General features: G+C 64.2%; 11 protein-coding genes. 7 read left to right on the top strand and 4 right to left on the bottom strand.

The features are described from left to right. Positions 1-47 precede the first annotated feature (47 nt). The 5 genes from smc to def all read left to right on the top strand — a co-directional run bounded on the left by smc (position 48) and on the right by def (position 9,051). Complete coding sequence (gene smc / locus FYB76_RS09735) at positions 48-3,578, top strand: chromosome segregation protein SMC (RefSeq protein ID WP_370516336.1); 3,531 nt, start codon at positions 48-50, stop codon at positions 3,576-3,578. 401 nt (positions 3,579-3,979) lie between these two features. Continuing rightward, a complete protein-coding gene (locus tag FYB76_RS09730) occupies positions 3,980-5,308 on the top strand; it encodes a cell division protein ZipA C-terminal FtsZ-binding domain-containing protein (protein WP_154133522.1) in 1,329 nt (442 codons plus the stop codon). A 24-nt stretch (positions 5,309-5,332) separates the two neighbouring features. Further along, on the top strand, positions 5,333-7,405 hold the full coding sequence (gene ligA, locus FYB76_RS09725) for an NAD-dependent DNA ligase LigA (RefSeq protein WP_088753846.1): 2,073 nt from the start codon (positions 5,333-5,335) through the stop codon (positions 7,403-7,405). 125 nt (positions 7,406-7,530) lie between these two features. Further along, positions 7,531-8,421 carry a UTP--glucose-1-phosphate uridylyltransferase GalU gene (gene galU, locus FYB76_RS09720; RefSeq protein ID WP_088754030.1) on the top strand — a complete coding sequence of 297 codons (891 nt, stop codon included), beginning with the start codon at positions 7,531-7,533 and terminating at the stop codon, positions 8,419-8,421. A 93-nt stretch (positions 8,422-8,514) separates the two neighbouring features. Beyond that, positions 8,515-9,051: a peptide deformylase gene (gene def / locus FYB76_RS09715; protein WP_154133521.1), complete on the top strand. Its 537-nt coding sequence runs from the start codon at positions 8,515-8,517 to the stop codon at positions 9,049-9,051. Between the two features lie 79 nt (positions 9,052-9,130). Here the strand turns inward: def and cphA (FYB76_RS09710) are convergent, their stop codons facing one another. Further along, positions 9,131-11,704, bottom strand: a complete 2,574-nt coding sequence (cphA, locus tag FYB76_RS09710) for a cyanophycin synthetase (protein ID WP_154133520.1) — start codon at positions 11,702-11,704, stop codon at positions 9,131-9,133. A 64-nt stretch (positions 11,705-11,768) separates the two neighbouring features. Next, entirely contained in the window at positions 11,769-13,967 is a 2,199-nt protein-coding gene (gene cphA / locus FYB76_RS09705; protein ID WP_154133519.1) for a cyanophycin synthetase, read from the bottom strand. A 643-nt stretch (positions 13,968-14,610) separates the two neighbouring features. On the opposite strand from cphA (FYB76_RS09705), the gene FYB76_RS09700 reads away from it, so the two are divergent. Together FYB76_RS09700 and FYB76_RS09695 are read left to right on the top strand one after the other, a co-directional pair. Then, positions 14,611-16,887: an ABC transporter ATP-binding protein gene (locus tag FYB76_RS09700; RefSeq protein ID WP_088753850.1), complete on the top strand. Its 2,277-nt coding sequence runs from the start codon at positions 14,611-14,613 to the stop codon at positions 16,885-16,887. Positions 16,888-16,890: 3 nt separating this feature from the next. Continuing rightward, a complete protein-coding gene (locus FYB76_RS09695; RefSeq protein WP_088753851.1) occupies positions 16,891-17,376 on the top strand; it encodes a DUF1854 domain-containing protein in 486 nt (161 codons plus the stop codon). A gap of 80 nt (positions 17,377-17,456) precedes the next feature. Here FYB76_RS09695 and FYB76_RS09690 read toward each other — a convergent pair whose 3' ends face one another. Both FYB76_RS09690 and FYB76_RS09685 read right to left on the bottom strand, forming a co-directional pair. Next, positions 17,457-18,203, bottom strand: coding sequence for a pseudouridine synthase (locus tag FYB76_RS09690; protein ID WP_154133518.1), 747 nt, complete (start codon positions 18,201-18,203; stop codon positions 17,457-17,459). Between the two features lie 111 nt (positions 18,204-18,314). After that, entirely contained in the window at positions 18,315-20,867 is a 2,553-nt protein-coding gene (locus tag FYB76_RS09685) for a [protein-PII] uridylyltransferase (protein WP_088753852.1), read from the bottom strand. Between the last annotated feature and the right edge of the window lie 35 nt (positions 20,868-20,902).

Genomic DNA, 20,902 nt, shown 5'->3' with positions numbered 1-20,902 from the left:
GAAGCAAAAATCCCGCTTCCTCTTAACTGATTCAATTTGTCGATAACGTGCGTCTAACTTCCATCAAATTATCTGGATTCAAGTCCTTCGTCGAGCCTACGCACTTCCAGGTTCCGGGGCAGCTGGTGGGTGTGGTCGGGCCCAATGGCTGCGGCAAATCCAATATCATCGACGCCGTGCGCTGGGTCCTGGGCGAATCCAAGGCCTCCGAGCTGCGCGGCGAGTCGATGCAGGACGTCATCTTCAACGGCTCCACCCATCGCAAGCCGGCCGGGCGCGCCTCGGTCGAACTGGTGTTCGACAACTCCGCCGGCAAAGCGGCCGGCCAGTGGGGCCAGTACGCTGAAATCGCCGTCAAGCGCACGCTCACGCGCGACGGCACGTCCTCCTACTACATCAACAACCAGTCGGTGCGCCGCCGCGACATCCAGGACATCTTCCTCGGTACCGGCCTGGGCCCGCGCGCCTACGCCATCATCGGCCAGGGCATGATCTCGCGCATCATCGAGGCGCGTCCTGAGGAGCTGCGCATCTTCCTGGAGGAAGCCGCGGGCGTATCGAAGTACAAGGAACGCCGCCGCGAGACCGAGAACCGCCTGCACGACACCACCGAGAACCTGACGCGCCTGGAAGACATCCTGCGCGAACTCAACGCCAACCTGGAAAAGCTGGAAGCCCAGGCCGCCGTGGCCAAGAAATTCCACGAGCTGCAGAACGACCAGGAAGAAAAGCAGAAGCTGCTCTGGCTGCTGCGCAAGAATGAAGCCAAGGCCGAGCAGGAGCGCTTCTTCAAGGAAATCGAGCGCGCCCAGATCGACCTGGAAGAGCAGACCGCCAAGCTGCGCCACGTCGAAACCGAACTGGAGCACATGCGCCAGGCGCACTACGCCGCCGGCGACCGGCTGCACCAGGCGCAGGGCCACCTGTACCAGACCAACTCCGAGATCGGCAGCCTGGAAGCGCAGATCAAGTTCGTCATCGAATCGCGCAATCGCCTGCAGGCCCAGCTCAATTCGCTGGGCGCGCAGCGTGACCAATGGCAGCGCCAGGGCACGCAGCAGCAGGAAGAACTGGCCGAAGCGGAAATCCAGCTGGAAGAATTCGGCATGCGTGTGGAGCAATCCCAGCACGCCGTGCAGGACGCCAGCGACCGCCTGCCCTCGCTGGAATCGGCCTGGCGCGAGTCCCAGGTCAAGACGACCGAGTCGCGCGGCAAGATCATGCAGGTGCAGCAGCAGATCGAACTGCAATCCACGCACCAGCGCAATGCCTCCAACATCCTCTCGGGCCTGGCCGCGCGCCGTGAACGCCTGATGCAGGAAAAGAACGGCATGGCCCTGCCCGACGAGACGCACCTGTCCAACCTGCGCATGCAGCTGGAAGAAAAACAGGCCTCGCTGGAAGAGGCCAACATGTATCTGGAAGAGGCCCAGGAGCAGTTGCCGCGCCTGGAGGAAGAGCGCCGCACCGCCCAGGAACTGGTCAGCAAGGAAACCTCGGCCAACGCCCAGCTGGAAGCCCGTCTCACCGCCCTGAAGCAATTGCAGGAAAGCGTGCAGGCCCAAGGCAAGGTGCAACCCTGGCTGGAAAAGCACGGCCTGGCCGAGCTGCCGCGCCTGTGGCAGAAATTGCACATCGAATCCGGCTGGGAAACCGCGCTGGAAGCGGTGCTGCGCGAGCGCATGTCGGCCCTGGAAATGTCCAACCTGGACTGGGCCAAGGCCTTCTTCAGCGACGCCCCGCCGGCCAAGCTGGCGCTGTACGCGCCCAACGCCGGCCTGGCCCAGCCTGAAGCCCAGCCGGTGGCTGGCCTGAAGCCCTTCGTGACCTTGCTGCAGCTCAACGATCCGGGCCTGCGTGCCCTGATGAACGACTGGCTCAACCACATCTACATCGCCGACGACACGGCCACCGCCTTTGCCGAGCGCTCCAAGCTGCCGCTGGGCGGCTTGTTCGTGACCCGCCAGGGCCATGTGGTGAGCAATGCCAGCGTACGGTTCTATGCCTCCGATTCGGAGCAGGATGGCATGCTGGCGCGCCAGCAGGAAATCGAGAACATCACCAAGCAGCAACGCGCCCAGGCTATGCTGGCCGAGGAAGCCAAGGGCCGCGCCGTGCGCGCCGAAGCCGCCCTGTCGGGGGCATCGCAGCGCCTGCAGGAATTGCGCCAGCGCGTCAATTCGCTCACGCAATCGGCCCACAGCCTGCAGATCGAGGTCATGAAGCTGGCCGAGGTGCAGGAGCGCTTCAACCAGCGCAGCACCCAGATCGCCACCGACCTGGAAGAAATCTCGATGCAGGAAGCCGAGCAGCAGCAAGTGCAGGCCGAATCCGAGGCCCGCTTCGAAGAGCTGGACATCGAACTGGCCGAGCTGCAGGAGCAGCACGAGAACGGCCAGACCGATTACCTGAACAAGGAACAGCAGCTCAACGATGCCCGTACCCGCCTGCGCGAGCTGGAGCGTGCTGCCCAGGAAACCGAATTCGCCGAGAAGTCGCATCGCAACAAGATCGAGGAATTGAAGCGCGGCATCGCCACCGCCCTGGAACAGGCAGCGCAACTGTTTGCCAGCATGCAGCAAGGCTCGCTGGAACTGGAAAGCCTGGATGACCAGGCTGCCCAGGCCGGCCTGCAGGAATTGCTGGACCGCCGCAGCGAGCAGGAACGTGCGCTGGCCGATGCGCGCCACGAGCTGGATCAGCTGTCGCAGCAACTTCGTTCGCATGAAGAATCGCGCATGCAGGCTGAGCGCAGCCTGCAGCCCCAGCGTGACCGCATCACCGAACTGCAACTGAAGGAACAGGCCGCGCGCCTGAACCAGGAGCAATTCTCCGAAGCGCTGGCGCAGACCCAGGCCGACGAGGCCGCGCTGTCGGAAAAGCTGACCAGCGACATGCGCCCGTCCTACCTGCAAGGCGAAGTGACGCGACTGACCAATGTCATCGCAGCGCTGGGCGCGGTCAACCTGGCCGCACTGGACGAACTGGCCACCGCCTCCGAGCGCAAGCACTTCCTCGATGCCCAGCACGCCGACCTGAACGAAGCCATCACCACGCTGCAGGATGCGATCCACAAGATCGACATGGAAACCCGGGATCTGCTGCAGGACACCTTCGACAAGGTGAACCACCACTTCTCGGAACTGTTCCCGGTGCTCTTCGGCGGTGGCCAGGCCAAGCTCATCATGACCGGCGACGAGATCCTCGATTCCGGCGTGCAGGTCATGGCCCAGCCGCCAGGCAAGAAGAACGCCACGATTCACCTGCTCTCCGGTGGCGAAAAGGCGCTCACTGCAACGGCGCTGGTGTTCTCGATGTTCCAGCTGAACCCGGCCCCGTTCTGTTTGCTCGACGAAGTGGATGCGCCGCTGGACGACGCCAACACCGAGCGCTTCGCCAACATGGTCAAGCGCATGTCGGAGTACACCCAGTTCCTCTTCATCTCCCACAACAAGATCGCCATGGAAATGGCGCAGCAGTTGATCGGGGTGACCATGCAGGAACAGGGCGTGTCGCGGATCGTGGCGGTGGACATGGAGTCGGCCGCCAACTTCTCCAGCGCCGAGCAGGCTGCCTGATGATTTGTGCTGCACGGGGCTGGAGCTTTGTCGGCTTGACAAGCAAGGGGTGTGACCGTACCCTGAAAGCCTTGCCGGCCAGCCCGCAGCGGGCGCAAGCCCCAGCTGGAACCGTTCTGATTTGGCCCCCACGGGCCATGGAAAAATAACAATATCTTGACCGCGCACTTGCCGTACCCGATCCGTTCGATTTCCCTGCATGGCTCCGTTGAGCCGGTGCAGGTGGCTGCCAGCGCTGCGGCAGCGTCGACGGAATCGCCGTGTGAGCGGCCCGCGCGGTCCAGGCCTTCTTGGATTGATAGGAATCGGATTTCTTCGATGAGCAGCTTTTCCCAGCCGACCATGCCACGCGGCGCCCATGATGGCGCCCTCCAGCCCGCCAGCCTGAAAGGTCGTGCAGCATGATGATGGATCTCCAGACCAGCCTGATCATCTTGGGCGGCGTCTTCGTCGCCGGGGTCATCACTTACAACAAGTGGCAGGAGCACAAGGCGCGCAAGACCGTGGAGCGCGCCTTTTCTTCGTCCCACGATGACGTATTGATGTCGCCGGACGAGCCCGCCGCCGAACCCGTCTTCGTGCCACCCACCGAACGCAGCGCGCCGGTGCCGCGCTCAGCCGAGCCCGTGCTCGACCCCGGTGCCGAGCGCGCCGAGCCGTCCCTGTACGAGCTGCCCGAGCGCAAGCCGGTACCGGCCCCGGTGAAGGCCTACCAGGAGCAGGCCGAGTTCGAACCGCGTGAACCCTTCCTGGGCGAGCCGCCGGTCTCCGCAGCCCCTGCCACTGCGGCAGCCGATGAGGCCGTGCTGGGCGAGGCCGTGGCACAAGCGCCGCAATCGACGGTGGCCCAGGTCATCGCCGGTGCGCAAGAGCAGGGCGATGCCGTCCCGGCCTTCACCCCGCCGCCCGAAATGCAGGCCCGCCTGGCGCCCAAGCGCGAACTGCCGGTCGATGAACTGATCGACTGCAATATTCCCATCGCTCTGGACAATCCGCTGCGCGGCGAAAAGCTGCTGCCCATGCTGCAAGGCCTGCGCCATGTCGGCAACAAGCCGGTGCACTTCATCGGCCGCACCACCGACGGCGCCTGGGAAGCCATCGCCCACGGCAGCATCTACGACGCCTTGCTGGCCGGTGCGCAGTTGGCCAACCGCAGCAATGCCATCAACGAGATCGAGTATTCGGAACTGGTCATGCGCCTGCGCGACCTGACCGATGCGCTCTCGGGCGAGCCCGAATTGCCGGACATGCCCGATGTCATCCGCACCGCCCAGGCGCTGCACCAGTTCATCATCGACCATGATGCGCAACTGTCGGTGAACGTGCGCTCGCAAGGCGCACCCTGGAGCCTGGCGACCCTGCTGGCGGCATTGACGCGCCAGGGCTTCGACCGCCGTACCGAAGGCTACCTGGTGATGCAGGATGGCGAAGGTGAAGTGCTCTTCGCGCTCTCCACCAATGCCACCCCGACCGATGAAACCACCGATCGCCTCACGCTCTTGCTGGACGTGCCGCGCGTGGCTCCTTCGCGTGATGGATATGGCGCTTTGGTGGCCTGCGCCAAGTCGCTGTCGGCGCGCCTGGGTGGCGTCATCGTCGATGACAGCGACCAGCCGCTGACCGATGAAGCCCTCTCCGATATCGCCGAACAGGTGGCCGCGTTCTACAGCGCCATGGAATCGGCCGAGATTCCTGCCGGCTCCACCCGTGCCTTGCGCTTGTTCAGCTAAGGCCGCGTTTTTACTCCCCCTACGATGCAAGACGACTTGTTTTCCGCCGGACGGCCCCCGCAAGGGGAGCCGGACTGGCTGTCGCGCGCCCGTGTGCTGCGCGACGAACTGAACCGCCACAACCACAGCTATTACGTCCTCGACCAGCCCAGCATCCCGGACGCCGAATACGACCGCCTGTTCCAGGAACTGCAGGCACTGGAAACCGCCCATCCCGAACTGCTCACGCCCGATTCGCCGACGCAACGCGTCGGGGCCGGTCCGCTGCCGCAGTTTGAGCCGGTGCGCCATGACATCCCCATGCTCTCGCTGGGCAACGGTTTCGCCGACGAAGACATCGAAGCCTTCGACAGGCGCGTACGCGATGGCCTGGAGACGCTGCAGGAAGTGCGCTACGCCACGGAGTTGAAGTTCGACGGCCTGGCCATCAGCCTGCGCTACGAGAAGGGCGTCCTGGTGCAGGCTGCCACGCGCGGCGACGGTACCACGGGCGAAAACGTCACGGCCAACATCCGCACCGTGCGCGCCATTCCCCTGCGCCTGCATGGGGAAAACCTGCCGCAGGTGATTGACGTGCGCGGTGAGGTGCTGATGTACAAGGATGATTTTGCGCGGCTGAACCAGCGTCAGCGTGACGCCGGCCAGAAGGAATTCGCCAATCCCCGCAACGCCGCCGCCGGCAGCTTGCGCCAGCTGGATTCGCGCATCACCGCGCAACGCACGCTGCGCTTCTTCGCCTATGGCATCGGCGTGCTGGAAGGTGCCGAGATGCCGGCTTCGCATTCGGCCCTGCTGGACTGGTACCAGCAACTCGGCCTGCCGGTGTGCAAGGAGCGCGCCGTGGTGACGGGGGCAGCCGGTCTGCTGGACTTCTTCCGCAGCATCGGTGCCAAGCGCGAAAGCCTGCCTTACGAGATCGATGGCGTGGTCTACAAGGTCGACCGCCTGGACCAGCAGAAGCACCTGGGCTTCGTCTCGCGCGCCCCGCGTTTCGCGCTGGCCCACAAGTTCCCGGCGCAGGAAGCCCTGACCGTGGTGCAGGACATCGAAGTGCAGGTCGGCCGCACCGGAGCCATCACCCCGGTGGCGCGCCTGAATCCCGTCTTCGTCGGCGGGGTCACGGTCACCAACGCCACCCTGCACAACGAAGATGAAGTCCGCCGCAAGGATATCCAGATCGGCGACACCGTCATCGTGCGCCGCGCCGGTGACGTGATTCCGGAGGTGGTGGCCTTCGTGCCCGAGAAGCGTCCGGCCGACGCCCGCGCCTTCGTCATGCCGGCCAACTGCCCCGTGTGCGGCTCGCCGATTGTGCGGGCGGAAGATGAAGCGGTGGCGCGCTGCTCGGGCGGCTGGCTGAAATGTTCAGCGCAGCGCAAGGGTGGCCTGCAGCATTTTGCGTCACGTCGCGCCATGGACATTGAAGGTCTGGGCGAGCAACTGGTCGAGCAACTGGTGGACCGCCAAGTGGTCAACACGCCGGCTGATCTTTATCGCCTCGGCTTGTCGGCCCTGGCCGAACTGGACCGCATGGCCGAGAAATCCGCACAGAACGTGCTGGATGCCCTGCAGAAGTCCAAGACCACCACGCTGGCACGGTTCATCTACGCGCTGGGCATCCGCCACGTGGGGGAGGCCACGGCCAAGGAGCTGGCACGTCATTTCGGCGGCATCGACAAGCTGCTCGCCGCCAGCGAAGAACAACTGCTGGAAGTGGCCGATATTGGTCCGGTGGTCGCCTCCTCGATCCGTGCCTTCTTCAATGATCCGATCAATGTCGAGCTGGTAGAGCAGTTGCGCGCGGTCGGCGTGCACTGGCCCGAGAGCGAAGGTGTCGATGCCGGTGCCAAGCATCTGGCCGGGAAGACTTTCGTGTTGACCGGCACCTTGCCCAACTTGTCGCGCGATGATGCCTCGCAGTTGATCGAAGCGGCCGGCGGGAAAGTCTCCGGTTCGGTCTCGAAGAAGACCAGTTACGTGGTCGCCGGGGCCGAAGCTGGCAGCAAGCTGGCCAAGGCAGAGGAGCTGGGCATCGCCATCCTCGATGAGGACGCCCTGAAGGCGCTTTGCGCGGGTCAGGATGCGTCAGAAACGTAATCACCTTGTCTTTTTATTCATATAGAATGCCGCGCATAAGCAGTTCCGTTCCCGGAACTGCGGTGCAGGACTCACCGCATAACGACGTAACCACATAACAAGACCATCCTTACCTCGGAGTCATGATGATCAAGAAGATCAAGAAAGCCGTTTTTCCTGTCGCCGGTCTCGGTAGCCGCTTCCTGCCTGCCACCAAGGCCCAGCCCAAGGAAATGCTGCCCATCGTCGACAAGCCGCTGATTCACTATGCAGTGGAAGAGGCGGTCGCCGCCGGCATCACGGAAATGGTGTTCATTACCGGCCGCAACAAGCGCGCCATCGAAGACCACTTCGACAAGGCCTACGAGCTGGAATCCGAACTGGAAGCTGCCGGCAAGAAGAAGCTGCTGGAGATCGTGCAGAACGTGGTGCCCAAGAACGTCAATTGCATCTTCATCCGCCAGTCCGAGCCGCTGGGCCTGGGCCACGCCGTGCTGTGCGCGCGTCCGGTGGTGGGTGAAGAACCCTTCGCCATCCTGCTGGCCGATGACTTCATGGATACCGACGAGGGCGTCAAGCCGGTGCTGGCACAGATGACCGACATCTATGCACGTGAAGGCATGAGCATGCTGGCCGTGCAGGAAGTACCGAAGAGCGATACCCGCCAATACGGCATCGTCAGCGCCACCCCGTACCAGCCGGACCTCGAACGCATCAACGCCATCGTCGAAAAGCCGGCCCCGGAAGAAGCGCCGTCCACGCTGGCCGTGGTGGGGCGCTACGTGTTGAACAGCCGCATCTTCCACTACCTGGAAAACATCCCGCGCGGCGCCGGTGGCGAGATCCAGCTCACCGACGGCATCGCCAAGCTGATGCAGGCCGAATCCGTGCTGGCTTACCGTTACCAGGGCCAGCGTTATGATTGCGGTTCCAAGCTGGGTTACCTCAAGGCCATGGTGGCCATGGGCCTGAAGCACCCGGAAACCGGTCCGGCCTTCTCGGAATACCTGCAGGAAGTGGCCAGCAAGGCGCGCTGATCGCTGCTGCTGTCCGGCGCCCGCATCTTGCGCGGCGCCTTGCTTGCACAATGACGCCCGGTTCCTGCCGGGCGTCTTTCATGGAGAGCTTCAATGGCAATACGCGAGATCCTCAAAATGGGCGACCCGCGCCTGCTGCGCCAGGCGCAGCCGGTCACGCAATTCGGGTCGCCTGAATTGGCGCAGCTGGTGGACGACATGTTCGAGACCATGCGCGCCGTCAACGGTGCCGGGCTGGCCGCGGCCCAGATCGGGGTGGACCTGCAACTGGTGATCTTCGGCTTCGGCCACAACCAGCGCTATCCGGAGGCACCGGCAGTGCCGGAGACGGTGCTCATCAATCCGGTGCTGACGCCCTTGTCGGAGCAGGAAGAAGAGGGCTGGGAAGGCTGCCTGTCGGTACCCGGCATGCGCGGCGTGGTGCCACGCTGGAGCCGCTTGCGTTACCAGGGCGTGGACTTGCACGGCAACGGGATCGACCGCACCGTCGACGGTTTCCATGCCCGCGTGGTGCAGCACGAGTGCGATCACCTGCAGGGCATCCTGTATCCGATGCGCATCCGCGACTTCCGCCAGTTCGGCTTCACGGAAGTACTGTTCCCGGACCTGGATCCCAACCAGGACGACTGAACGACGACACTGCAAAAAAAACATCCCGGCACCAGGCCGGGATGTTCGTTTCAGGAGCGATGAAACCGCGTTTGGGGAATCAGGCGCTTTCCTTCACGCGCTGGTCGATGTGGGCCAGCGCCTCTTCCACCTGGTCGATCAGGATCAGGCACAGGTCGCCGGGTTGCAGCGTAGCGAGGGCGGTATCGATGGCGACGAATTCGCCGTTGATTTCCTTCACATCCTTCGTACGCTTGGCGCCTCCGAGTCCCTGGCGCAACAGCGCGATCACTTCGCCGTCTTCGCGGCCGCGCTGGCACTGGTCCTGGTACAGCACCACTTCATCGAAGGCATCGCCCAGCAGTTCGGTCTGGCGGGTGATGTCGACGTCGCGGCGGTCACCGGCGCCGCTGATGACCACCGAGCGGCGCTTGGCGGGCATGCTGTCGACAGCCTTGATGAGGGCCTGGATGGCGTCCGGGTTGTGGCCGTAGTCGGCGATCAGGGTGGCACCCTTGTAGTCGAACAGGTTGAAGCGGCCAGGTGCGGTGCCGCTGTCGCTGATGAAGCTGGCCAGGGCGCCGGTGATCTGTTCCCAGTCCAGGTTCAGCGCCCAGGCGGCACCCACGGAAGCCATCACGTTCTCGACCTGGAAGCCGATGGCGCCGCTGCGGGTCAGCGGAATGCCGGAGAGCTTCAGGCGTTTTTCGAACGTACCCTGCGCGGCCACGATGGCGTCGCCGTCTTGATAGACGATGCGATGGCCCTGTGCGCGGTGGGTGGCCATGATGGGGTGGGTCGGATCCAGCGCGAAGAAGGTTACCGAGCCGGGGCAGGAAGCGGCCATTTTGGAAACCATCGGGTCCGCTGCATTCAACACGGCAGTCCCGGTCGGTGCCACGTTCTCGACGATGACGCGCTTGACCACGGCCAGGTCTTCCACGGTGCTGATGTAGGACAGGCCCAGGTGGTCGCCCATGCCGATGTTGGTGACCACGGCCACGGCGCAGCGGTCAAAGCCCAGGCCTTCGCGCAGCACGCCGCCACGGGCGGTTTCCAGTACGGCGGCATCCACATCGGGGTGGAACAGCACATTGCGCGCGCTGCGCGGGCCGCTGCAGTCGCCGGTGTCGGTGCGCTGGCCATCGATGTAGACGCCATCGGTATTGGTCATGCCCACGCGCAGGCCGGTCTTGGCCAGCAGGTGCGTGATCAGGCGCACGGTCGTGGTCTTGCCGTTGGTGCCGGCCACCGCTACCACGGGGATGCGGCCATCGTCGCCATCGTCATACATGGTCGAGATGATGGCTTCGCCCACATCGCGCGCCTTGCCGTACGAGGGCGACAGGTGCATGCGCAGGCCGGGGGCGGCGTTGACTTCGACGATGCCGCCGCCTTGTTCTTCCAGCGACATGTGCACCGAATTGCAGACCACGTCCACACCGCAGATATCGAGCCCGACCATTTGCGCGGCGGCGATGGCGCGCGCGGCCACATCCGGATGGACGTCGTCGGTGACATCGGTGGCGGTGCCGCCGGTGGAGAGGTTGGCGTTGTTGCGCAGGACCACGCGCACGCCCTGGGCGGGAATGGCTTCCGGGTCCAGGTTCTGGCCGGACAGCACCGACAGGGCGATGTCGTCCAGGCGGATCTTGGTCAGCGAAGTGGCGTGGCCGTCGCCGCGCAGCGGGTCGGCGTTGACCTGGTCGATCAACTGGCGGATGGTGTGCACGCCGTCGCCGATGACTTGCGGCGGATCGCGGCGGGCCGCAGCCACCAGGGTCTTGCCGATCACCAGCAGGCGGAAGTCGTGGCCCGGCAGGTAGCGCTCGACGATGACTTCATCGCTGATCAGGGCAGCGTTGTTGAAGGCGCGGGTGATCTGTTCCGGGGTGCTGATGTTGACGGCCACCCCCTTGCCCTGGTTGCCGTCCAGGGGCTTGATGACCACGGCCGAGCCGATTTCCTCGGCGGCCTTGAGGGCATCTTCCACGGTCTCGACCACGCGGCCGTTGGGGACCGGCACGCCAGCGGCGTGCAGCAGCATCTTGGTCAGGTCCTTGTCTTGCGCAATCGATTCGGCAATCGCGCTGGTGTTGCTGGTTTCTGCAGCCTGGATACGCTTCTGGCGGCTGCCCCATCCGAACTGCACCATGCTGCCCTGGGTTAGGCGGCGATAGGGGATGCCACGCTTGATGGCGGCATTGACGATGGAGCCGGTGGAGGGACCGAGGCGCACATCTTCATCCAGTTCGCGGATGCGGGCCAACGCGCCGGTGAGGTCGAAGGGGGTGTCGGCCTGGGCGGCGCGTACCAGTTCCAGCGCGAGGTCGAAGGCCAGACGGCCGACTTCTTCTTCGCTGTATTCCACCACCACCTGGTAGATGCCGGTCTCGACGGTGGAGACGGTACGGCTGAAGGTTACCGGGCAGCCGGCCTGGCTTTGCAGCGCCAGGGCGGCAGCGGCCAGGGCGTGCGCCATGGAGACGACCTGCTTGCCGCCATCGGGTTCGAGGAAGCCGATCTGCGGGAAGCGGGCGCGCAGGCGCAGTTCGAAGCCGGGCATGTCATCGATGACGCGCTCGTTTTCCGGGCAGGAAACGATGGCCTCGATGGCAGTGTGTCTGCTCCAGAGATTGGGGCCGCGCAGGGCGCGAATGCGGGATACGTCCATGGACTCGTTTTCCTAGATGTCTCTTGATCTTGATTCAGTCAGTCTTGCAGCAGGGCGCGCCGGTTCAGGCGGCCTGGCTCTTGAACTTCAGGCCTTGCTCTTCGGCGCGCTCGGTGCCGAACAGCTCGATGCCGGCACGGATCACCTCAGGGCCGATGCCCAAGGCCCAGGCGGCACCGACGGCCGCCAGCACGTTTTCCACCTGGTAGGCCACCGCGCCGTTTTCGGTCAGCGGAATGGCATCGACCGAGCTGACCTTGCATTGGCGCTCGCCCTCGGCCTGGATCAGGTCGCCATCGCGCAGGAACACGGCACGGCCGCCTTCCTTCAGGTGGCTGGCCAGCAGTTCGGAGGCCGGGTCGGTGCTGAAGAAGATGACTTCGCCATCGCACAGCTGGGCCATGTCGGCCACCAGCGGATCGTCGGCATTGAGCACGGCGGCGCCTTCGGGCAGCACCAGGTCGACCTGGGTGCGCTTGACCTTGGTAGCGATCTGCTCGGCGTTTTCGATGTAGAACTCGGGCAGGCTGTCGGTGGGATCGATGTTGGCCACCACGCCGACCAGGCAGCGGTCGTAGGCCAGGCCTTCGGCCAGGATGGCGGCGCTGCCGTTCTCGAACACGGCGGCTTCCACCGCACGGTTCAGCAGCACGCGATGGGCGGCGTCCCAGGTGGCGCGGTTGCCGCGCTCGATCTGGCGTTCGCCGAAGTACAGGCCTTCACCGCAGGCCAGGCCCACGTGCTTGCCCGACAGGTGCACGATGCGGGCGATCAGGCGCGAAATGGTGGTCTTGCCATGGGTGCCGGTGACGCCGACGATGGGAATGCGGCCGTTTTCTTCCGGGCCGAACAGGTTGTCGATGATGGCTTCGCCGACCGGACGCGGCTTGCCGTCGGAGGGTTTCAGGTGCATCAGCAGGCCGGGGCCGGCATTGACCTCGACGATGGCACCGCCCTGGTCCTGCAGCGGACGCGAAATGTCTTCCGCCACGATGTCCACGCCGGCAATGTCCAGGCCCACGATGCGCGCGGCCAGGGAAGCGGCGGCCGCCACGCTGGGGTGGACCAGGTCGGTGATGTCAGAGGAGACGTTGCCATTGCGCAGCAGCAGGATGCGGCGGCCGGCGGCGGGGACCGATTCGGTGGTCAGGTTCTGGCGCTGCAGTTCCAGCACGGCAGCTGGTTCGCGGTCCAGCAGCACCGGGTCCAGCAGGTGTTCTTCCAGCAGGCCGCGGCGCGGGTCGCGGTTCAGTTCGTCCAGCAGGTCCTGCACGGTGGACTTGCCGTCGCCGACGATGAAGATCGGTTCACCACGGGCGGCGGCGGCCAGCTTGCCGCCGACGATCAGCAGGCGGTGTTCCAGGCCCGGCACGAAGCGCTCGACCAGCACGCCGCTGCCTTCTTCCAGGGCGACCTTGTAGGCGGTTTCGATTTCTTCCTGGGTGTTCAGGTCGATGAAAACGCCCCGGCCATGATTGGCATCGCAGGGCTTGACCACCACCGGCAGGCCGATGTCCTGGGCTGCATCCCAGGCGTCTGCGGGACTATCCACCAGGCGGCCTTCGGGCACCGGCACGCCACAGGTTTCCAGCAGGGACTTGGTCAGATCCTTGTCACGCGAGATGCCTTCGGCAATCGCGCCGGTCTGGTCGGATTCGGCAGTCCAGATGCGGCGCGACTTGCAGCCGTGGCCCAGCTGCACCAGGTTGCCTTCGGAGAGGCGGATGGTGGGGATGCGGCGCTCGTCGGCGGCGTCCACGATGCATGCGGTGCTGGGACCCAGGCACAGGCGGTCCACCATGCGGCGCAGCTTGCGCAGGGTGCCGTCGAGGTCGTAAGGGCGGTCTTCGATGGCGGCCATCACGAGGTCACGGGCGGCGAAGAGCGCTGCGCGGGTGACTGTTTCATGGCGGGCACGCACCACCACCTTGTAGACGCCGCGCACATTGGTTTCGCGCGCCTTGCCGAAGCCGCCGGGCAGGCCGGCCAGGTTCTGCAGTTCCAGGGTGACGTGTTCCAGGATGTGGCCGGGCCAGGTACCTTCGTGCAGGCGGCGCACGAAGCCGCCGCGCTCTTCGTAGCTGCAGCGGTGTTCGATCAGGGTGGGCAGCCAGGTGGTGAGGCGGTCGACGAAGCCGGGAATGGTATTGGAGGGAAAATCTTCCAGTTCGCCGATATCGATCCACACTTCGAGGGCGGAGCGGTAGGTCCAGATGTTGGGACCCTTGAGGTTCAGAAAACGGAGGAATTCGATGTTTTTCATGTGTGGTGGATAGTCCGCTGTAATTGCCCAAGCCAGGATAACGATGCTGGCTGCATCGCACGTGCCACCCTGCGCACGCCGGTCAGCGCTCTGTCAGAATAACGCATGGTTCACTAACGCGCAGGACGGCTTTTGGTTTACTGCATTTGCCAGATGGCAGAACTGAATGAAAATTGATATTGCCCGGAAGAAATCAAATGAAGGTTTTGTATCGTCAAAGGCGGGCAGGGTACAACGGTTGGAGCGACGGGGTGCATGCGGGCAGGGTGCTATGGAGATGAACGATATTGTCGCAGACTGTCCCGCTGCCGTGGCAATGCCGCCGAAAAATCCGCCAGGCTGCGCCCGAGATGAAGAGCTTGGCAGATCAGCCATTCGCATCATGCGGGAAAGATCATGCCGATGTGTCATCGGGTGAAGCCTCAGGTGCACCATTTGACGACCTCTCGCGTTATCGAAAGGCTGCCGCAGGATGGGTGGGCAGATCGTGGATTGGCAGCGGGGGACGCTGCGCTATAATCGCGCGCTGCCCGCTGGCACATCCTTGCAGGCATCAAGACAACAAGACAACAGGTCCGGCGAGACCTGCACCTCCCAAAACAATAGCCAAACTGCTCACTTCGGGCCTCAACGCTGCCGTTACATGACTACTGACTCAATTCCTTCCGCGACCGCCAGCCTGCCCGAGCGCTGGCAAACGGAAACTGCTGCCCGCCTGGCCCAGGGGGAAACCGTGCTGGCCTGGCTGGAACTGGACCTGGACGCCCAGCTGCACTTCAAGCCCTCGCTGGTGCTGGCGACTGACCAGCGTCTGCTGGCCCTGGCCCCGGACGGCCAGCAATGGCAGGAGTGGGCCTACCGCCCGGACCTGCAACTCAAGCATGTCGACCATGCCGGTGTCGGTACCCTGGAGCTGTGCGACGGCGCCGGCCGCCTAGCGGCCTGGCGTTACACCCTGGCCCAGAATCCGCAGGCGCTGCGCCTGATCAAGCTCTTCGAGCAGCAGCGCGATCTGCTGGCCTCGGGCGTGACGGCCGAGGAAGAGGGCGACGTCTGCCCGACCTGCAAGGCCGTGCTACCGGAAGGCCAGGAAACCTGTGCCATCTGTCCGGAGACCAAGGAAGCGCCACCGTCGACCTGGGCGCTGTTCCGCCTGTCGCGCTTCGCCAAGCCCTACAAGGGCTCGCTGCTGCTGGGCTTCCTCCTGACGCTGGCTTCCACCGCCGCCACGCTGGTGCCGCCCTACATGACCATGCCCCTGATGGACAATGTGCTGATCCCGTTCCAGAACGGCACGCCCATCGATACCCACCTGGCCACGCTTTACCTGTCGGGCCTGCTGGGCGCGGCGGTGCTGGCCTGGGGCCTGGGCTGGGCGCGCACCTACATCCTGGCGCTGGTGTCCGAGCGCATCGGCGCGGACCTGCGCACGACTACCTACGCGCACCTGCTGCGGCTGTCGCAGGAGTATTTCGGCGGCAAGCGTACCGGTGACCTGATGGCGCGCATCGGCTCGGAAACCGACCGCATCTGCGTGTTCCTGTCGCTGCACCTGCTGGATTTCGCCATTGATGTGCTGATGATCATCATGACGGCCGCCATCCTGATCTCGATCAATCCCTGGCTGGCGCTGGTGACCTTGCTGCCGCTGCCGTTCATCGCCTGGATGATTCACGTGGTGCGGGATCGCCTGCGCCACGGTTTCGAGAAGATCGACCGCATCTGGTCGGAAGTGACCAATGTGCTGGCCGATACGATTCCCGGCATCCGCGTAGTGAAGGCGTTTGCGCAGGAAAAGCGTGAAGTGGCGCGATTCCGTGAAGCCAACCGCCACAACCTGATGGTCAATGACCGGGTCAACAAGATCTGGTCGCTCTTTACGCCCACGGTCACTTTCCTGACCGAGGTAGGCTTGCTGGTGGTATGGGTGTTCGGTATCTGGCAGGTCTCCAGCAACCAGATCACGGTCGGTGTGCTGACCGCCTTCCTGGCCTACATCAGCCGCTTCTATACCCGCCTGGACTCGATGAGCCGCATCGTGTCGGTCACGCAGAAGGCTGCGGCCGGCGCCAAGCGCATCTTCGACATCCTGGACCACGTCTCCAGCGTGCCGGAGCCGGCCAATCCGGTGCACCTGGAAAACGTCAAGGGTGCCATCGAAGTGCGCAACATCGGCTTCCGCTACGGCAACCGCGCGGTGATCCGCAACATGAGCCTGTCCATTGCGCCGGGCGAGATGATCGGCCTGGTTGGCCACAGCGGCTCGGGCAAGTCCACCATGGTGAACCTGATCTGCCGCTTCTACGATGTCTCCGAAGGGGCGATCCGCATCGATGGCGTGGACATCCGTTCGTTGCCCATCTCCGAATATCGCCGCAACATCGGCCTGGTGCTGCAGGAACCCTTCCTGTTCTTTGGCACCATTGCCGAGAACATCGCCTACGGCAAGCCGGAAGCCACCCGTGAGGAAATCATCGCGGCGGCTCGTGCGGCCCACGCGCATGAATTCATCCTGCGCCTGCCGCAGGGATATGACTCGCTGGTGGGCGAGCGCGGACAGGCGTTGTCAGGCGGTGAACGCCAGCGCATCTCGATTGCGCGCGCGCTGCTGATCGACCCGCGCATCCTGATCCTGGACGAGGCGACCTCCTCGGTCGATACCACGACCGAAAAGGAAATCCAGAAGGCGCTGGACAACCTGGTCCAGGGCCGTACCACGATTGCCATCGCCCACCGCCTGTCGACCCTGCGCAAGGCCGATCGCCTGGTGGTGCTGGATCGCGGGCAGGTGGTCGAGGTCGGCAACCACGAAGAACTGATGGCCCGTGAAGGGCATTACTACAAGCTCTACCAGGCCCAGGCGCGCAATCCTGATGGGGATGCCGAGGTGTCGGTGAGCGAAGAAGAGAAGGGCGAATAAGCCATGAGCACCACGATCAATTCTGCCCAAACCTTCACCCTGGAGCGCAACGCTTTTGGACGCCTGGTGTTGACCGATGCCCAGGGCGGGCTGCATGAGCACGTGATTCCGGTGCGTGCATTTCCGATCACCTCGCCTGAACGCGGCCTGTCCTTGGTCAGCAGCGACGGTCACGAACTGGCCTGGATCGATACCCTGGATGAAGTGGATGCGCCGACGCGCCGCCTGATCGAGGAAGAGCTGGCCAGCCGCGAGTTCATGCCGGAGATCCAGCGCATCGTCAGCGTGTCGACCTTCGCCACGCCCAGTGACTGGACCGTGCAGACCACGCGCGGCACCACCACCTTTACGCTCAAGGGCGAGGAAGATATCCGCCGCCTGGCCGCACCGGCGCTGCTGATCGCCGACAGCCACGGCATCCAGTTCCTGATCCGCGACCAGAAGGCGCTGGACAAGCACAGCCGCAAGATCCTGGATCGTTTCCTCTGATCCTTTTTGCCTGCCGCAAAGGAGAACGGCCCTGATGGTGAATCAGGGCCGTTTTTTCATTTTCATTCAGGGGATCGCGTTCAGAACTTCTCGTCCGGTCGTAGATAACGCCACTGGCCCGTGGGCAGCTCGCCCAGCTTCACCCCACCGATACGCACGCGCTTCAAGCCGATCACCTTCAGTCCGACCATGTCGCACATGCGGCGGATCTGGCGCTTCTTGCCTTCGCGCAGGGTAAAGCGCAGCTGATCCTCGTTCTGCCATACCACTTTGGCCGGACGCAGCGGCTTGCCGTCCATGATCAGGCCGTGGTTCAGGCGCTTGAGGTCCGATTCGGGCAGCTTGCCGGGACGGGTGTATTGCACGCGCACCAGGTATTCCTTGTCGACCGCCGAATCCTCGCCGATCAGCTGCTTGGCAATGCGGCCATCCTGGGTCAGCACCAGCAGGCCCACCGAATCGATGTCCAGCCGTCCGGCCGGTACCAGGCTCTTCAACTGGCGCGGGTGGAAGCGTATCTCGGTCTGGTCTTCGGCCCAGCGCGACTGTTCGTTGACCAGCACCATGGCCGGCTTGTAGCCATCCTCGGCCTGGCCGCTGACGTAGCCCATGGGCTTGTTGATCAGGATGGTCACGCGCTGGGCCTGCTCGGCGCTGGCCTGGCGTTCCACGGTCACCTTCTGGTGCGGCAGCACCTTGCTGCCCAGCACCGACACCACCTGGCCATCCACGCGCACCCAGCCCTTTTCTATCCATTCGTCGGCTTCGCGGCGCGAGCACAGGCCGAGTTCGGACATGCGTTTGGAAAGTCGTACAGGTTCAGTCATGGGGATTGCCTTGCGAAAAACGGAGGGCCGGCCAGCGGCGAGGGTGAGATTGTACGGCCAGCCGCGCCGCCGCGCCAGACTTGGGCGACAGCGCGGACAAGGTGAGGCGGGTCAGATGCGCAGGGTCTGCAGCAGTTCGGTTTCCAGCATGATCTGGTTGCGCGGCTGGGACAGGCCGGGACCGTCGATGAGGAACACGTCTTCCACGCGCTCGCCCAGGGTCATCACCTTGGCGGTGTGCAGGTTGATGCGGTACTTGGCCAGCACGTTGGAGATCGAATACAGCAACCCGGCGCGGTCATTGGCCGAGACCGACAGCAGGTAGTACTGGCCGCGCTCATCGGGGCGCAGGTCCACCGAGGGATTGACCGGGAAGGTGCGCGACAGGCGCGACAGGCGGGCCTTGGAAGGCGCCGGCAGCGGAGCGTCGGACTGCAGCAGGGCGCCCAGTTCGTGTTCGATCAGGTTGATGATGTCGCGGTAGTTCTTGGCGAAGACCGGGGCATTGATCAGGAAGGCGTCCAGCGCGTAATCGTTGCGGGTCGTGTGGATCTTGGCGTCGAAGATGCTGAAGCTCTTTTCGTCGAAGTAGCTGCAGATGCGCGCAAACAGGTCAGGGCGGTCGGGCGTGTAGACCGCCACCTGAACGCCTTCGCCAATCGGTGCCAGGCGGCAGCGCACCAGCGGAACCCCGGTGTCGACCTTGTCGTAGAAGCAGCGCGTCTGCCAGGCGATGTCGGAGGCGTCGTGACGCAGGAAGTAGGCCACGTCGAGCTGCTTCCACAGCGCCTCGTGGGCGTCGGCCGGCAGGCCGTACAGGCGCAGGGTCTTGATGGCTTCCTGCTGGGTGTTCTTCAGTTCGCGGTCGGCCGAGGGTGCCTCGCCGCCCAGCACGCGCAGGGTCATGCGGTACAGGTCTTCCAGCAGCTTGCCCTTCCAGGCGTTCCAGACCTTGGGGCTGGTGCCGCGGATATCGGCCACCGTCAGCAGGTAGAGCGCGGTCAGGTGGCGCTCGTCCTTGACCAGCTGCGCGAAGGCGGTGATGACATCGGGGTCCGACATGTCCTGCTTCTGCGCCACGTGCGACATGGCCAGATGCTGCTCCACCAGGAACACGATCAGCTCGGTATTGTCCGGCGAGATGCCATGCTGCTCGCAGAAGGCCCGCGCGTCGGCCATGCCCAGCTTGGAGTGGTCGCCGCCACGGCCCTTGGCGATGTCGTGGAACAGGGCCGCGATGTAGAGCACCCAGGGCTGGCCAAAGTTGGCCATGAGCTGGCTGCAGAAGGGATATTCATGCGCATGTTCGCTCATCGTGAAGCGGCGCACATTGCGCACCACCATCAGGATGTGCTGGTCCACCGTGTAGACGTGGAACAGGTCATGCTGCATTTGGCCGACGATCTGGCGGAAGTTCGGCAGGTAGCGTCCCAGCACGCTGGTGCTGTTCATCCCGCGCAGGGCGTGGGTGATACCGCGCTTGCTCTGGATGATCTGCATGAACAGGCGGTGATTTTCCGGATTGGCACGGAAGGCATTGTCGATCTTGAAACGCGCATGCCATAGCGCCCGCAGGGTACGTGCCGACATATCCTTCAGTTCCGGATGCTCGGAAAGCACCAGGAAGACTTCCAGCATGGCCGAAGGTGTCTCCTCGAAGACCTTGTCATGGGCGATGTCGACGAAGCCGTTGACCTCGTTGAAGCGCTCGTTGAGCGGACGCGGTACTGCCTGCTGCGGGAACAGGTGCGCTTCGATGTTCTGCAGCAGGATGGTGTTGAGCTGCGTGACCGCCTTGGCTGCCCAGTAATAGCGCTGCATCAGGTATTCGCTGGCGCGGCGGGTATCGGTGGTCTTGAAGCCGAAGGTCTCGGCGATCTGGGTCTGGATGTCGAAGACCAGCCGGTCTTCGCGGCGGTCGGTGAGGATGTGCAGGCGGATGCGGATGTCCTTGAAGGCGCGTTCCTTCTGGCGCAACTGGCGCGCCTCGGTGGAGGTCAGCATGCCGTGTTCGGCCAGCTCGCCCCAGGAGTTGCCCAGGCCCGCCGCCTTGGCCACCCACAGGATCACCTGCAGGTCGCGCAGGCCGCCGGGGCTTTCCTTGCAGTTGGGTTCGAGGCTGTAGGGCGTGTCTTCATATTTGATGTGGCGCTGGCGCATTTCCAGGGTCTTGGCCTGGAAGAAGGCCAGCGGGTCCAGCGCCGCATGGTAGCGCTCCTGCAATTTCTTGAAGAGCGCGCGGTTGCCGGTCACCAGGCGGGCTTCCAGGAGGCTGGTCTGCACCGTGATGTCGGCGGCAGATTCATCCAGGCACTCGTCGATGGTGCGGATGCTGTGGCCGATTTCCAGTCCGATGTCCCAGAACAGCTGCACCAGGGATTCCAGCTTTTCCTTCTTGGCCGCATCCGGGGCCTGGTCCAGCAGGATCAGCACATCCACATCCGAGTGCGGGAACAGCTCGCCGCGGCCATATCCACCCACGGCCACCAGGGCCGCATTGCCGGACATGCCCAGTTCTTCCCAGGCAGTGGTGAGGGCTTCGTCCACGTTGCGGCGCAACTGGGCCAGCAACTGCTCGGTCTTGTGGTTGGACTGGAACACCTCGATGGCTTGCTGGCGCGCGGCCTTGAGCTGTTTCTTGAGCGTGATGGCGAGTGTGGGCATCGTGGTAGGCAATCAGGGCAAGCAGGGCGGCGGGG

The sequence above is a fragment of the Herbaspirillum sp. CAH-3 genome (assembly GCF_009668275.1).
Lineage (GTDB): Bacteria > Pseudomonadota > Gammaproteobacteria > Burkholderiales > Burkholderiaceae_D > Herbaspirillum > Herbaspirillum aquaticum.
This window is presented reverse-complemented; position numbering and strand designations above follow the sequence as displayed.

Excerpts from the sequence above, each read along its gene's own strand:
- galU (WP_088754030.1), top strand. The coding sequence starts at position 7,531 with ATGATCAAGAAGATCAAGAAAGCCGTTTTTCCTGTCGCCGGTCTCGGT.
- def (WP_154133521.1), top strand. The coding sequence starts at position 8,515 with ATGGCAATACGCGAGATCCTCAAAATGGGCGACCCGCGCCTGCTGCGC.
- ligA (WP_088753846.1), top strand. The coding sequence starts at position 5,333 with ATGCAAGACGACTTGTTTTCCGCCGGACGGCCCCCGCAAGGGGAGCCG.
- FYB76_RS09690 (WP_154133518.1), bottom strand. The coding sequence starts at position 18,203 with ATGACTGAACCTGTACGACTTTCCAAACGCATGTCCGAACTCGGCCTG.
- cphA (WP_154133519.1), bottom strand. The coding sequence starts at position 13,967 with ATGAAAAACATCGAATTCCTCCGTTTTCTGAACCTCAAGGGTCCCAAC.
- cphA (WP_154133520.1), bottom strand. The coding sequence starts at position 11,704 with ATGGACGTATCCCGCATTCGCGCCCTGCGCGGCCCCAATCTCTGGAGC.
- FYB76_RS09700 (WP_088753850.1), top strand. The coding sequence starts at position 14,611 with ATGACTACTGACTCAATTCCTTCCGCGACCGCCAGCCTGCCCGAGCGC.
- FYB76_RS09695 (WP_088753851.1), top strand. The coding sequence starts at position 16,891 with ATGAGCACCACGATCAATTCTGCCCAAACCTTCACCCTGGAGCGCAAC.
- FYB76_RS09685 (WP_088753852.1), bottom strand. The coding sequence starts at position 20,867 with ATGCCCACACTCGCCATCACGCTCAAGAAACAGCTCAAGGCCGCGCGC.
- FYB76_RS09730 (WP_154133522.1), top strand. The coding sequence starts at position 3,980 with ATGATGATGGATCTCCAGACCAGCCTGATCATCTTGGGCGGCGTCTTC.